This is a genomic window from Pedobacter yulinensis, from assembly GCF_003029735.1.
In the GTDB taxonomy this organism is placed as follows: domain Bacteria; phylum Bacteroidota; class Bacteroidia; order Sphingobacteriales; family Sphingobacteriaceae; genus Pedobacter; species Pedobacter yulinensis.
The window spans coordinates 1,279,934-1,293,431 of the sequence record NZ_KZ686268.1 but is presented as its reverse complement, the minus strand read 5'-3'; the positions used below and the strand labels follow the sequence as shown (position 1 = coordinate 1,293,431).

Here is a 13,498-nt window from a genome sequence, read left to right as displayed (position 1 = left end):
CGGCAATTTGAGGTTATTCATCTTCAGCCGTGCAGACGGCTTCATGTTTAACCGGAAAATTGCAGGAATTCGCAATGAAACACATTCTATTGGCCTCGGCGTGAAGCGCCTGGGCCTTTTCTTTTTTCGATGCCGCAGAAATGCGAACTTCCGGTCTCAGTGTTACTTCGACAAAGCGGCCGCTGCCGTCCGGGCCTTCTTCCATTTTGCCGGTGGCCGCGTCGCGGTATTCAATTACCACGATATCGTGCTTCGAGCACAGGTGCAGGTACCAGAGCATGTGGCAGGAGGAAAGCGAAGCAACCAGCAGGTCTTCAGGATTGTGCCGGTGTTTGTTACCAAGAAACTGGGCATCTGATGATCCTAAAATATCTGGCTTGTCATTGATGGAGAGCGTGTAATCCCGGTCATACGAGCGGTAGTCCATCGTGCCTGATCCGCGGTTTCCGGTCCAGGTAAGGTGTGTGGCATATTCATGTAGTTTTAGCATTGGGGAGATATTTTTGATACAGGCAAGTTAACAATTCCCGGATTTTTCCGGCGATAACAGCAGCACAATTTAGGCATGAACCTGATTATTTCACCGGCAGTTGATGTTGCCTGTACTTTGAACACGGGCAAACGCCTGCGCGACCGGAGAAGATGATGTATTTACGGCTGAGAATCGCATGAAGGCTTGGCTTCGATCCCGCAGGACCAGCGCCGAAAGGTAATAAATTTTAATTTTTGGCTTTATTTTTTAACTTAAAGTTGGTAACTTTTGTAAAGTTACCAACTTTGCAGGACTCGAACTGGCTGCAGTGCCGATCAACTACCGATGTCGTTTACAGCCGTTCCAGTTTTTCAGCCAGCACTTCGGATATTTTATAATAGGATTCAAAAGTCCAGCCGCCCACATGCGGGCTCAGCAAAACCCGGTCGTTTGACCGCAGGGCTTCATACCACGGCTCGGCCGAAAGCGCCGGGAACTTTTCGGTTTCCAGTACGTCCAGGCCGGCCCCCAAAATCTTTCCCGTTTCAATCGCCTTGAGCACAGATTGTGTGTTCACGATTTCCCCGCGTGCGGTATTGATAAAAAACAAAGGCTTTCTGAAATGAAAAAGGTATTCGTCGTCCACCATCTGCCGGGTTTCCGGCGTTAGGGGTATGTGGAGGCTGAGTACATCTGTTTGCCGTACGATCTCTTCCATACTCACCTCCTGCGCAAAATTATCGCTGAAACCGGTTTTATATTTGTCGTAGGCCAGCACCCTGACCCCGAACCCGCTTAATTTCCGGGCAAAGCTCTGGCCCATGAAACCGTAGCCGATAATACCGACTGTGCGGCCCTTCAGCTCATAACCCCTGTTGCCTTCGCGATCCCAGACACCCTGCCGCACGCCGGCGTCTGCCTGGCGCAGGTTATTCATCAAAGAAAGCAGCATACCCATTGCATGTTCGCCAACCGCATCCATATTGCCCTCGGGTGCATTAAGCAGCGTAATGTTCCGGGCCCGGGCAGCCTGTTCATCGATATTATCGAGTCCGGCGCCGGCACGGGCAATGAACCGGAGTTTTGTTCCCGCACCGATCAATTCCGCGTCCATCTTAAATTTTGTTCTGATGGCAATGCCATCATAACCCGCAATGCATTCCAGCACTTCCTGCCGGGTAATGCCGGGCAGATCGTCGACCTCATAACCCATGCTGCGCGAACGCGATGCAAAAACCGGGTGCAGGGCATCGGCAATCAGTATCTTTCCTTTCATGTGTTAAATATTTTCTTATCTGGCGGCAAGCTCCTGCAGGTGCAGTGTCAGGGCCACAAAATCTGCTACGGTCAGCTGCTCAGCGCGTTTTTCAAAGTAGGTATGCTGGTCCATTTTATCTTTGGGCAACACTACAGACAAGGCGTTGCGTAACGTTTTCCGGCGCTGGTTGAAACCGGCCTTGACCACGCGCCAGAAAAGTTTTTCATCGCAGGGCAAGGCTTCCACTTCATTGCGCAGCAAACGAATAACGGCAGAATGTACTTTAGGAGGCGGATTGAAGGTACCCGGCTTTACCGTAAACAAATAATCAATGTGGTAATACGCCTGGAGAAAAACGCTCAGTATGCCATACTCTTTTGAACCGGCGGCAGCCGCACAGCGCTGCGCCACCTCTTTCTGAAACATACCGACCATCTCTACCACCTGCTGGCGGTTGTCGAGGACCTTAAAAAGGATCTGCGAAGATATGTTGTATGGGAAATTGCCAATGATGGCAAATTTATCAGGGAAGTAGGCAGAAAAGTCCAGCTGCAGAAAATCACCGTTAATGAGCCTCTTGCCCAGGTCAGGATATTTTTCCTGCAAAAAGGTGTACGACTCCTCATCAATGTCAATCAGCCAGGTTTCAAAATCGGTCCGTTTGACCAGGAAATCAGAAAGTATCCCCATACCCGGCCCAACCTCCAGTACCTGGGTATATGCTGTAGTACGGCTCAGGCTGTCAACAATGCGACCGGCAATGTTTTTATCGGTTAAAAAATGTTGTCCGAGGTGCTTTTTTGCTTTTACCAAACTCATACAGAAGGGCCGGCCTTTGGTCAGGCCGTTGCCTGGCTGTACAGCCTTTTTTTAATATACAAATTAAGTAAAGTTTTATGGCTTTGAGGCTGGTTCCGTTCAAAAACTGTAATTTGCGCTTAAATTTCTGCACTCTGAAGCATGAGCAATAAAGTAAAGATCGGAATCAGCATAGGCGATGTAAACGGCATCGGGCTCGAAGTAATTATCAAAACACTGGCAAACAGCCATATTCTGAATTATTGTATTCCCATTGTTTACGGACATACCAAGGTGGCATCTTTTCACCGCAAAGCCACCGGTGTGAGCGACTTCAGTTTCCAGGTCATCCCTTCAGCTGCACAGGCCAGTGCAACGAAGGCCAATATCATCAATTGCTGGGAAGAGGACGTACGTGTGGAATTGGGCACGGCAAATGAAACGGGCGGCAAATACGCTTTTCTATCGCTGGAAAGAGCCACGCAGGACCTTGTTAACGGTGAAATCGATGCCCTGGTTACCGCACCGATCAACAAGCACAATATCCAGTCTGAAGATTTCCGTTTTCCCGGCCATACCGAATACCTCCAGGAAAAAAGCGGCAGCAGTGATGTCCTCATGTTCCTGCTCAGCGATGATCTCAAAGTAGGTGTTGTTACCGGTCACATCCCGGTGCAGGAGGTTGCTGCCCAGATCACTAAGGAAGGCATTCTGCGGAAATTGAAACTGATGAACGAAAGCCTGAAAAAAGATTTCTGGATCGAAAAACCGAAAATTGCCGTGCTCGGATTGAACCCGCACGCCGGCGACAGCGGCCTGCTTGGCAAAGAAGAAGAAGCGATCATTACCCCCGCCATACAGGAAGCTTTTGACAAAGGGATCATGGCGTTCGGGCCGTATCCGGCCGATGGCTTTTTCGGCAAAGGAAGTTTCAGGCAGTTCGACGCCGTACTGGCCATGTACCACGACCAAGGTTTGATCCCGTTCAAAACGCTTGCGTTCAGCACCGGGGTCAACTACACCGCCGGGCTCAAAGTGATCCGCACTTCGCCCGATCACGGCACCGGTTACGACATTGCAGGCAAAGGCATTGCCGACCATGCGTCGTTTACCGAAGCCCTGTTCACGGCCATTCATATCGTCAAGAACCGCCGCGAGCATGAAGAACTGCTGAGCAATAAACTGCGTACCGGCGGAAAAGTCATTGAAACTGCGCTCGACATCAAGGACGACGCATCTTAAGCGCAAAACAGGAACAGACCTGCGCGATGGTGCAGCGGCCAGGGTTCAATAAACCCGATTGGCGCGGAAAGCCCGCAGCGGCACGATGCGGCTTGCAGCGAAAGCGGGACTGCCGCTCATCTGTGCAGGGCCCTTGCTTTTCAAAAAGAAAACAGGCACCCAGATGAGAGCAGCATGCGATGACCGGGCTTCCCGCAAGATGCCTTGTTAAAGAAAACCAGGTATTTAGCCGCACACAATTTTCGCCAAACATTTTCGATATCTAAAAAATATTCCTACATTTGCAGGCTCAAATTTCGTCGCATTTTGAAACCGCTAAAACAGTTTTCAGTTCCGTTTACCGGATTAAAATTAGGCAAGCACGATTTTGAATTTGAAATCGATGATGCCTTCTTCAATGAATTTGAGTATTCATTGATCAAGAGCGGAAAACTGAAAGTCCAGATGGAAATGGACAAGCAGGAAACCATGCTGCTGCTGAATTTCAGGATTTCGGGCAGTGTCAGGTTGAACTGCGACAAATGCCTGTCTGATTTTGATCAGCAGGTTACAATTGAGGAACGGCAGATTGTAAAATTTGCTGAAGACAATTTGGAAAGTGATGATCCGGAGATCATCATCCTGAACAGGAGCGAAAGCGAGATTGATGTATCGGGCCTGTTGTATGAGATGATCAACGTGGCGGTTCCGTATATCAAGAACTGCAGCAACGGCGGGAACGGCCAGCAATGCGATCAGCAGATGATTGACAAGCTGGAAAGTCTTTCTGCCGAAAATAATGAAGAAACAGAGACGGTCGACCCACGCTGGGAAGCCCTGAAAAAATTAAAATAAAATAAAAATTTACTAAAATGGCACATCCAAAACGTAAGCTTTCTAAATCGAGAAGAGATAAAAGAAGGACGCATTACAAAGCTGAACTTCCTTCTTTGGCAACCTGCCAGACAACAGGTGCCGTACACGTGCCTCACCGTGCATACAACGTTGATGGTAACCTTTACTACAACGGCAAACTGGTTATTGAAAACACAACAATAGGTTAGTTTTCTTAAAAATTTGTTTGTGTTTTCATGGGCTTAAGCTTTACCTTAGCCGTCTGAAACGACCGGTAACTTACCGCAAAAGCACAAACAGAATTTTACTATGAAAATAGGCCTGGATATAATGGGTGGAGACTATGCTCCCAAAGCGATCGTTTTGGGAGCAATAGCAGCCCATGAAGCACTTTCGGCGGGAGAGAGACTTGTGCTTATCGGTGATACTTCACTGATCAAGCCTGTTCTGGCCGAGCAAGGGTTTAACCCCGACCATTTTGAATATGTCCATACCGAGGAAGCAATCGGCATGGGCGAACATCCCACCAAAGCTATTGTTCAAAAGCCCAACTCGAGTATCGCAGTTGGTTTCCAGCTTTTGAAAGAAGGCAAGATCGATTCTTTTGCCAGTGCCGGCAACTCAGGCGCCATGCTCGTCGGCGCTGTGTTCAGCGTAAAGACGATTCCGGGCATTATCCGCCCGTGTCTATCTACACTCGTTCCCAAGTTAAAAGGTGGCGCAGGCCTGTTGCTCGATGTGGGCGCAAATGCAGACTGCAAGCCCGACACCCTGCTGCAATTTGGCATACTGGGCAACCTGTATGCAGAGAATATCCTGCAGATCGCCAATCCGCGCGTAGCGCTGATGAACATCGGGGAAGAGGAAGAAAAAGGAAACATGGTCGCCATGGCTACCTTTCCGCTTATGCGCGATACCAGGTTTTTCAACTTTGTAGGTAACGTAGAAGGACGCGATCTCTTCAACGATAAAGCCGATGTCATCGTTTGCGATGGTTTTACCGGCAATATCGTACTCAAAATGGCCGAATCGTTTTATATTCTCACCCTTAAGAAAGGCTTCAAAGACGAATTTTTTGACCGCTTTAACTACGAAAAATACGGCGGCAGTCCCATTCTCGGTGTCAATGCCCCCGTTATCATCGGGCACGGCATTTCCAGTCCCGAAGCCGTGAAAAATATGGTCCTGCAATCTAAAGACATGATCGAAACGCAGCTGGTCGAAAAGATTAAAAAAGCTTTCAAGTAATTCTAAATTGAATAAAATGAGCAAAATTCACGCTGCGATTACCGCGGTTCACGGTTATGCACCCGACTATGTGCTGACCAATAAAGAGCTCGAATCGATGGTAGATACCACAGACGAATGGATCACCACCCGTACAGGTATAAAAGAGCGGCGAATCTTAAAAGGTGAAGGCCTTGGCACCACCGATATGGCCATGCATGCTGTAAACGGCCTTTTAGAAAAACGCGGCATCTCTGCTGAAGAGATTGACATGATCGTTTTCTGCACCACTACGCCCGACCTTTCTTTCCCCGCTTCGGCCAATATACTCGGCGAAAAAGTAGGCGCTAAAAACGCCTGGGGTTACGATGTCCAGGCCGCCTGTTCAGGCTTTATTTACGGACTGACCATCGGATCGCAGTTCATTGAAACCGGCAAACACCAAAAAGTACTGGTCGTAGCGGGCGACAAAATGTCGTCTATTATCGACTATACCGACCGCACCACCTGCATTATTTTCGGCGACGGCTGCGGCGCCGTATTGCTCGAACCGAATCACGAAGGGCTGGGCGTTATCGACTCCATTCTTCGCAGCGATGGTTCAGGCATCAAACACCTGCATCAGAAAGCGGGGGGCTCGGTTAAACCTGCCACGCACGAAACCATTGACAACCGCGAGCACTATGTCTACCAGGAAGGTCAGGCCGTGTTCAAATTTGCGGTGACCAATATGGCAGACGTAGCCGCCGAGATCATGGACCGCAACCAGCTTACCGCCGACGATGTGGCCTGGCTGGTTCCGCACCAGGCCAATAAACGGATCATCGACGCAACGGCCAACCGGATGGGTGTGGGCAGCGATAAGGTGATGATTAACATTGAACGGTATGGCAATACCACGAACGGAACCATCCCCCTCTGCCTCTGGGAATGGGAAGATAAGCTCAAAAAAGGCGACAATGTTGTCCTTGCTGCGTTCGGCGGTGGCTTTACCTGGGGGTCAGTTTATCTTAAATGGGCCTACTAGTACCATAAAACGGCCCTGACGGCACGAACCTTGCGGCATTAACCTGCTGACAATTAATTACTAAAGAAAAAACATAACTTAGTTATACATTAAGACAAGTTTACTTAACAAGACAAAGAATGGATATCAAACAAATTCAGGAACTGATCAAGTTTGTTTCACGCTCCGGCGTAAATGAGGTTGCGATCGAACAGGAGAATTTTAAAATCACCATTAAAACCAACCAGGCCCCTACTGTCGTAAACGCTACTGTACCAGCACTTCCGGTTCAGCAAGTACAACAGGCGGCCCCTCCCGTTGCGCCTCCTGCTGCCAGCCCGGCAGTTGAAACAAAATCGGCTCCTGCCGCAGATGATACGTCTAAATACATCACCATCAAATCGCCGATGATCGGAACTTTTTACCGTTCAGCAAGCCCCGAAAAGCCATCCTTTGTCAACGTGGGCGATGAGGTGACCGCCGGAAAGGTGATCTGTATCATCGAAGCCATGAAGCTCTTCAACGAAATTGAAAGTGAAGTTTCAGGAAGAATCGTTAAGGTACTGGTAGACAATGCCTCGCCGGTAGAATACGACCAGCCGCTTTTCCTGGTCGAACCCGCATAGCCTAACTTATTTTAACTTCAGGACGCCGGGGCTAGTGCCCGGCTTTGCCTGTTAGCAGCTCAAATATGTTTAAAAAGATATTAATTGCCAACAGGGGCGAGATTGCCTTGCGCATTATCCGCACCTGCAAAGAAATGGGCATCAAGACCGTTGCCGTTTATTCTACCGCCGACCGCGAAAGCCTGCATGTGCGTTTTGCCGATGAAGCGGTTTGCATCGGTCCGCCTCCAAGCAAAGACTCTTACCTCAATATTCCAAATATCATTTCTGCTGCCGAGGTTACCAATGCAGATGCCATTCATCCGGGATACGGCTTTCTTTCAGAGAACGCCAAGTTCTCGAAAATCTGCCATGAGTACGGCATCAAGTTTATTGGCGCCACGGCTGATCAGATCAATGCCATGGGCGACAAGGCCTCTGCCAAAGACACCATGAAAGCTGCCGGTGTGCCTACCATTCCGGGTTCAGATGGCCTGCTGTCTGATGTGAAACAAGGCATCCAGGTGGCCAACGAGATTGGTTACCCGGTTATCCTGAAAGCAACGGCAGGCGGCGGTGGCCGTGGTATGCGTATCGTCTGGAAAGATGAGGAGTTTGAAAATGCCTGGGACAGTGCACGCCAGGAAGCCGGCGCAGCCTTTGGCAACGATGGCATTTACCTCGAGAAATTTATCGAAGACCCGCGGCACATCGAGATTCAGGTAATCGGCGACCAGTATGGAAAGGCCTGCCACCTGTCTGAGCGTGACTGTTCAATCCAGCGTCGGCACCAGAAGCTGGTCGAGGAATCGCCTTCTCCTTTCATGACCGATGAACTGCGCGAAAAAATGGGTGAAGCGGCCATTAAAGGCGCCGTAGCCGTTCAGTATGAAGGTGCAGGTACCATTGAGTTCCTGGTAGACAAGCACCGCAATTTCTACTTTATGGAAATGAATACCCGTATCCAGGTAGAACATCCCGTTACTGAAGAGGTGATCAATTACGACCTGATCAAAGAACAGATCAAAGTGGCTGCCGGTGTTCCAATCTCAGGCGCCAATTACCTGCCAGACATGCACGCGATCGAGTGCCGCATCAACGCAGAAGATCCGTTTAACGGCTTCAGGCCTTCGCCGGGAAAAATTACTAATTTCCACTCGCCGGGCGGGCATGGCGTTCGCGTAGATACCCATGTATATGCGGGGTACCAAATTCCACCGAACTATGATTCTATGATCGCCAAGCTGATATGCGTGGCCCAAACCCGTGAAGAGGCCATCTGCACCATGGAGCGCGCACTGAGTGAGTTTGTCATTGAAGGTGTAAAGACCACCATTCCTTTCCACCTGAAGCTGATGAAAGATCCCAATTTCAGGGCCGGCAACTTCACCACGAAGTTCATGGAAACTTTTGAACTGACCGCCGACTAAGTATTTTGTAACAGCGAAAGATCAAAAATGCCGTTTTTCCGCACTTTTGATCTTTCGTTTGTAACATCGGCAAACCAATCAAGATATTTTATCCGTACATACCATTCTATTAGACCAGAATGGTATTTTTGTTTCCCGTATGAGCGTAACTAAAGAAAGAAAGTCACTTGTAAAAAGCATTACTGAAAAAGGAAAAACGATGGAAGCTGAAATGTCGTTTTTCGATCACCTCGACGTGCTGCGCAAACACCTTGTACGTTCGGTACTCGCGATCGCGGTCTTTACCGGCCTTGCTTTTTATTACTATGATTTTATTTTCGACACGGTCGTTATGGGCCCCCGGAAGGGCGACTTCTGGACTTACCGCATGATGTGCAAAATGGTCGAGGCCTTCCCCAAATATATCGACAAAGATTTCTGCATCACCAGCATACCCGGAAAGATCATCAACACCCAGATGGCCGGACAGTTCACCCTGCAGCTGAACTCATCGGTCATTTGCGGTATTGTGCTGGGCATCCCCTATCTCCTGTTTGAGCTCTGGAAATTCATCCGGCCGGCATTACACGAAAATGAAAGGAGATCTGCCAGCGGCTTTGTGTTTTTTGCTTCTGTTCTGTTCCTGCTCGGCGTCTTGTTTGGTTATTACATCGTAAGCCCCCTTTCGGTTAATTTTTTGAGCAACTACTCTGTCAGCAAGGAGATAGAAAATACGATTACGATCGATTCTTACCTCTCCTCTGTGGCCACGCTCACGCTGGGAACCGGGATCATCTTTGAACTGCCCGTTATTATTTATGTCTTGTCTAAACTGGGCATCATGACGCCGAAGTTTATGCGTTCAAACCGCCGGTATGCGGTGGTCCTGATCCTGGTCATATCTGCCATTGTTACACCTACGGCGGATATCATGACCATGCTGATTGTCAGTGCGCCGCTCTTCCTGCTGTTTGAACTGAGCATTTTCATTTCTGCCAACATTGAGCGCAAGCGAAACAAAGAACTGAACGGCGCCGCCTGATCCCGAGGTTAACGAAATATTTACGGCAATAAGCCGATATTCTTGTTATTTTTGATCATCATGTCAGAAAACAAAAAACTGAAGATCGCAATAGGCGCAGACCATGCCGGTTTCGATTACAAGGAAATGCTCAGGGATTACCTGGCCAACCAATATGAACTGAAGGATTTTGGCACCTACTCTTCTGAATCGGCCGACTACCCTGATTTTGCACACCCGGTGTCACTTGCTGTTGAGAGCGGCGAATTTGATTTCGGCGTACTCGTATGCGGAAGCGGCCAGGGAGTCGCCATCACTGCCAACAAACACCAGCACATTCGTGCAGCCCTTTGCTGGACGGTTGACATTGCCCGCTTGTCCCGGCAGCACAACAATGCAAACGTGATCTGTATCCCTTCGCGTTTTGTTTCTGAAGGCCTGGCCACCGAAATGACTGAAGCTTTCCTGACTACAGACTTCGAAGGCGGCCGTCACAGCCGGCGCGTGGACAAAATTGAATGCTAACATCACTAACTAACTATTATGAATAAATATTTTTTAACCCTGGGACTGCTTGCAGGGCTGGGGTTTGGCTGCGTGGCGCAAAACAAGAACGCCATAAAATTCGGCCAGACCATTACAAAAGACAATGCTTATAAGCACCTTTCCGTCCTGGCCTCAGACGAGTACGAAGGCCGTGAAACCGGAAAGAAAGGCGCATGGATGGCTGCAGAATATATTCGCAACCATTTCAGAAAGATTGGCCTGAAAGGACCTGTTAACGGAGATTACTTCCAGAAGATCGACATGATCAAATCATCGATCGGCCAGGGAATCCTAACCATCAACGGGCAGCCGGCAGAGTACCTGAAAGACTTTTATTTTAACCCAACCAGCCTGTCGGCCGAAGGTTTTACCTTCAACGCCAACAGCATTCTGTTTGCAGGTTACGGCATCAAAACCGATAACTACAATGAGTTTGCCGGCCAGAACGTAGCGGGTAAAGTGGTTCTGATCTTTGCCTCTGGCACACCCGGCGACAAAGCGAACGTAGGTGGTGCAAACGCTACCCTGCCAAAGAAACTCGCATACCTGGGCGAGCAAAACGCCGCGGCGGTGATTGTTATTGATCCGCGGGTAGATAAATTCGGCGCAAGCCAGTGGGGTTATCTGAAAGCCGGCCGTGAAATTTTGCTCACAGATGAGGTCGTAGCAGCCCGAAAAGCGAAAAAGACCCCGGTAGTGGTGGTTGGCACCAGCGTTGGAAATACCCTCCTGGCAGGAGCTAAAACGAATATCGAAGACGTTAAAAAGAAAATTTCTGATAGCGGACAGCCTGCTTCGCAGGAAATTACGATCCCGGTTTCTGCGAGCGCCGTTGTTAAAGAAACGCCATTGCGGGCAGAAAACGTTCTGGGCTTCCTGCCTGGATCTGACCCCAAACTGAAAGACGAAGTCCTGGTAATTACCGGTCACTATGACCACATCGGTATCGACTCAACACTTAAAGGAGACATGATCAACAATGGCGCAGACGACGACGGTTCAGGAACGACCGGCGTGCTGATGATTGCCGAAGCTTTCGCCAAGGCAAAAAAAGCAGGCAACGGCCCGAAACGCAGCATCCTGTTCATGACCGTGGTGGGCGAAGAAAAAGGCCTGCTTGGTTCTGAGTGGTATTCAGAACACCCGATATTCCCGCTGGCCAATACAATTGCCAACCTGAACATCGATATGATTGGCCGGGGCGATGAAAAACACAAGGACGACAACAACTTCGTGTACATCATCGGCTCAGACATGCTGAGCAGCGACCTGGACAGAATTGGCAAGAAAGCGAACGCAGATTACGTGAACATTAAACTCGACGAAACTTACAACAACCGGACTGATCCGAACCGTTTCTACTACCGTTCAGATCATTATAACTTTGCTAAACATGGTATACCGGTTATCTTTTATTTCAACGGTGTTCACCCTGAGTACCACCAGCCCGGAGACGAGATCAGCAAGATCGATTTCCCGATGCTGGCCAAGCGCGCCCGCCTCGTTTACTTCACCGCATGGGAACTGGCCAATGGTGCCAAAAGACCGGTTGTTGATAAGAACGACGACGGTACACCAAAAACAAAATAACCGCCAGCATAACAAAAAGCGCCTCCAGCCAGAGGCGCTTTTTTTGGCTTTTTGCGTCCGGGAGGCCGATGGTATCCTCAACCCTATTTCCTATATTTGAAAACATGAGCATTGCTGAAGATTTTTTGGTACAGGCCGACGACAAGGCTTTTGATGAGAAACACCGCCATACCATCAATTACAACATTGGCAAGTATGACCTGGCCGTCGCAAAAGGTCTTTCACGTTTCGAAAACCTGGAAGCCTCCAAGCGGAAGGCCCATGTGATCAAGTGGCGCGTCATGGAAAATCTCGATAAATTCCTTCCAGAATTCGAGGCGAATTTTCAGCGTCGCGGCGGCAAAGTGATCTGGGCAAATGATGCGGAAGAAGCCAACCGTGAAATCCTGAACATTCTGCGTCGCAAGAATGCCAAAACGGTGATCAAGTCGAAATCAATGACCACAGAAGAACTCCATCTGAATGAGTTCCTCGAAAAAAATGGTGTCGAATCGCTCGAAAGCGACCTCGGAGAATACATTGTCCAGTTGCTCGGCCAGCCGCCCTACCACATCGTTACACCGGCCATGCACCTGAGTAAGGAAGAGATTGCCGCGCTGTTTCATGAGCGTTTCGGCACACCGCTAACGGCTACGCCCGAAGAGCTGACGCAGAAAGCACGCGAATTGCTGCGGGATAAATACCTTACAGCCGATGTGGGCATCACCGGCGGCAATTTCCTGATCGCCGATACGGGCAGCATCGCGCTCACCGAAAATGAAGGGAATGCCCGCCTTTCGACCACCTTCCCAAAGGTGCATATTGCCGTGGTAGGCATTGAAAAGCTAATCCCTTCCCTGGCCGACCTGGACCTTTTCTGGCCCCTGCTGGCCAGCCATGGAACCGGACAAAACCTGACAGTGTATAATACGGTGCTAAGTGGGCCCCGCCAGCCCGGCGAAACCGACGGGCCCGAAGAGATGTACGTGGTGCTGCTCGATAACGGCCGTACCAATTTGCTTGCCCAAAAAGACCAGCGTCAGGGCCTCTACTGCATTCGCTGCGGCGCCTGCCTCAATGCCTGTCCGGTGTACAAAAACATCGGCGGCCATACATATAACACGACTTACAGCGGACCCATTGGTTCGGTCATTACACCACACCTGAAAGGCATGGAAGAGTTTAAGCACCTGAGTTATGCTTCCAGTCTGTGCGGCAAATGTTCTGAAGTTTGCCCGGTTAAGATCGATATCCACAAGATGCTGCTGCTGAACAGGCGCGATGCGGCGCAGGGACACAAGAACGGCAAGGTGGAAGATTTTGGCTGGACGCTCTGGAAAAAGAGCATGCAAAAGCGTAACCTCGTCGATCTTGTTGGCGGAAAGATTAAGAATTTCGTGCTCCGCACCTTTTTCAAAAAGAAGTGGAGTAAATACCGGGAATTGCCGGAAGTAGCGCCCAAATCGTTCGCTGCGCAGTGGGAAGCGCAACAGAAAACCAAAACAGACTGA

The 13,498-nt window shown here is 49.5% G+C and carries 14 protein-coding genes; 11 read left to right on the top strand and 3 right to left on the bottom strand.

Features of this window, described 5'->3' with window-relative positions:
- Positions 1–13: 13 nt before the first annotated feature.
- From C7T94_RS05770 to rsmA, 3 genes are all read right to left on the bottom strand, one after another.
- The gene (locus C7T94_RS05770; protein WP_107214327.1) at positions 14–490 is read right to left on the bottom strand and encodes an OsmC family protein; all 477 of its coding nucleotides are present in this window, start codon (positions 488–490) and stop codon (positions 14–16) included.
- A gap of 334 nt (positions 491–824) precedes the next feature.
- Positions 825–1,748: a 2-hydroxyacid dehydrogenase gene (locus tag C7T94_RS05765; protein ID WP_107214326.1), complete on the bottom strand. Its 924-nt coding sequence runs from the start codon at positions 1,746–1,748 to the stop codon at positions 825–827.
- Between the two features lie 15 nt (positions 1,749–1,763).
- Positions 1,764–2,549 (bottom strand): 16S rRNA (adenine(1518)-N(6)/adenine(1519)-N(6))-dimethyltransferase RsmA, encoded by a 786-nt coding sequence (gene rsmA / locus C7T94_RS05760; RefSeq protein WP_107214325.1) that lies wholly within the window; start codon positions 2,547–2,549, stop codon positions 1,764–1,766.
- Between the two features lie 141 nt (positions 2,550–2,690).
- Here rsmA and pdxA point away from each other — a divergent pair, with 141 nt between their 5' ends.
- The 11 genes from pdxA to C7T94_RS05705 all read left to right on the top strand — a co-directional run bounded on the left by pdxA (position 2,691) and on the right by C7T94_RS05705 (position 13,498).
- Positions 2,691–3,770, top strand: a complete 1,080-nt coding sequence (gene pdxA, locus C7T94_RS05755; protein ID WP_107214324.1) for a 4-hydroxythreonine-4-phosphate dehydrogenase PdxA — start codon at positions 2,691–2,693, stop codon at positions 3,768–3,770.
- 306 nt (positions 3,771–4,076) lie between these two features.
- Positions 4,077–4,604 carry a YceD family protein gene (locus C7T94_RS05750; protein WP_107214323.1) on the top strand — a complete coding sequence of 176 codons (528 nt, stop codon included), beginning with the start codon at positions 4,077–4,079 and terminating at the stop codon, positions 4,602–4,604.
- A gap of 17 nt (positions 4,605–4,621) precedes the next feature.
- Positions 4,622–4,813 (top strand): 50S ribosomal protein L32, encoded by a 192-nt coding sequence (gene rpmF / locus C7T94_RS05745; protein WP_107214322.1) that lies wholly within the window; start codon positions 4,622–4,624, stop codon positions 4,811–4,813.
- Positions 4,814–4,913: 100 nt separating this feature from the next.
- Positions 4,914–5,852, top strand: coding sequence for a phosphate acyltransferase PlsX (plsX, locus tag C7T94_RS05740; protein WP_107214321.1), 939 nt, complete (start codon positions 4,914–4,916; stop codon positions 5,850–5,852).
- Positions 5,853–5,868: 16 nt separating this feature from the next.
- Positions 5,869–6,858, top strand: coding sequence for a beta-ketoacyl-ACP synthase III (locus tag C7T94_RS05735; protein ID WP_107214320.1), 990 nt, complete (start codon positions 5,869–5,871; stop codon positions 6,856–6,858).
- A 119-nt stretch (positions 6,859–6,977) separates the two neighbouring features.
- Positions 6,978–7,463, top strand: a complete 486-nt coding sequence (gene accB / locus C7T94_RS05730; RefSeq protein WP_107214319.1) for an acetyl-CoA carboxylase biotin carboxyl carrier protein — start codon at positions 6,978–6,980, stop codon at positions 7,461–7,463.
- A gap of 65 nt (positions 7,464–7,528) precedes the next feature.
- Positions 7,529–8,872, top strand: coding sequence for an acetyl-CoA carboxylase biotin carboxylase subunit (gene accC, locus C7T94_RS05725; RefSeq protein ID WP_107214318.1), 1,344 nt, complete (start codon positions 7,529–7,531; stop codon positions 8,870–8,872).
- A 139-nt stretch (positions 8,873–9,011) separates the two neighbouring features.
- Positions 9,012–9,893, top strand: coding sequence for a twin-arginine translocase subunit TatC (tatC, locus tag C7T94_RS05720; protein ID WP_107214317.1), 882 nt, complete (start codon positions 9,012–9,014; stop codon positions 9,891–9,893).
- A 60-nt stretch (positions 9,894–9,953) separates the two neighbouring features.
- Positions 9,954–10,397, top strand: coding sequence for a ribose 5-phosphate isomerase B (gene rpiB / locus C7T94_RS05715; protein WP_107214316.1), 444 nt, complete (start codon positions 9,954–9,956; stop codon positions 10,395–10,397).
- A gap of 18 nt (positions 10,398–10,415) precedes the next feature.
- Positions 10,416–12,008, top strand: a complete 1,593-nt coding sequence (locus C7T94_RS05710; protein ID WP_107214315.1) for a M28 family peptidase — start codon at positions 10,416–10,418, stop codon at positions 12,006–12,008.
- A gap of 104 nt (positions 12,009–12,112) precedes the next feature.
- Positions 12,113–13,498: a LutB/LldF family L-lactate oxidation iron-sulfur protein gene (locus C7T94_RS05705; protein ID WP_107214701.1), complete on the top strand. Its 1,386-nt coding sequence runs from the start codon at positions 12,113–12,115 to the stop codon at positions 13,496–13,498.

Bases quoted from the DNA above. Each gene is read 5' to 3' on its own strand.
- C7T94_RS05770 (WP_107214327.1), bottom strand. From the start codon at position 490: ATGCTAAAACTACATGAATATGCCACACACCTTACCTGGACCGGAAAC.
- C7T94_RS05765 (WP_107214326.1), bottom strand. From the start codon at position 1,748: ATGAAAGGAAAGATACTGATTGCCGATGCCCTGCACCCGGTTTTTGCA.
- rsmA (WP_107214325.1), bottom strand. From the start codon at position 2,549: ATGAGTTTGGTAAAAGCAAAAAAGCACCTCGGACAACATTTTTTAACC.
- pdxA (WP_107214324.1), top strand. From the start codon at position 2,691: ATGAGCAATAAAGTAAAGATCGGAATCAGCATAGGCGATGTAAACGGC.
- rpmF (WP_107214322.1), top strand. From the start codon at position 4,622: ATGGCACATCCAAAACGTAAGCTTTCTAAATCGAGAAGAGATAAAAGA.
- plsX (WP_107214321.1), top strand. From the start codon at position 4,914: ATGAAAATAGGCCTGGATATAATGGGTGGAGACTATGCTCCCAAAGCG.
- C7T94_RS05735 (WP_107214320.1), top strand. From the start codon at position 5,869: ATGAGCAAAATTCACGCTGCGATTACCGCGGTTCACGGTTATGCACCC.
- accB (WP_107214319.1), top strand. From the start codon at position 6,978: ATGGATATCAAACAAATTCAGGAACTGATCAAGTTTGTTTCACGCTCC.
- accC (WP_107214318.1), top strand. From the start codon at position 7,529: ATGTTTAAAAAGATATTAATTGCCAACAGGGGCGAGATTGCCTTGCGC.
- tatC (WP_107214317.1), top strand. From the start codon at position 9,012: ATGAGCGTAACTAAAGAAAGAAAGTCACTTGTAAAAAGCATTACTGAA.
- rpiB (WP_107214316.1), top strand. From the start codon at position 9,954: ATGTCAGAAAACAAAAAACTGAAGATCGCAATAGGCGCAGACCATGCC.
- C7T94_RS05710 (WP_107214315.1), top strand. From the start codon at position 10,416: ATGAATAAATATTTTTTAACCCTGGGACTGCTTGCAGGGCTGGGGTTT.
- C7T94_RS05705 (WP_107214701.1), top strand. From the start codon at position 12,113: ATGAGCATTGCTGAAGATTTTTTGGTACAGGCCGACGACAAGGCTTTT.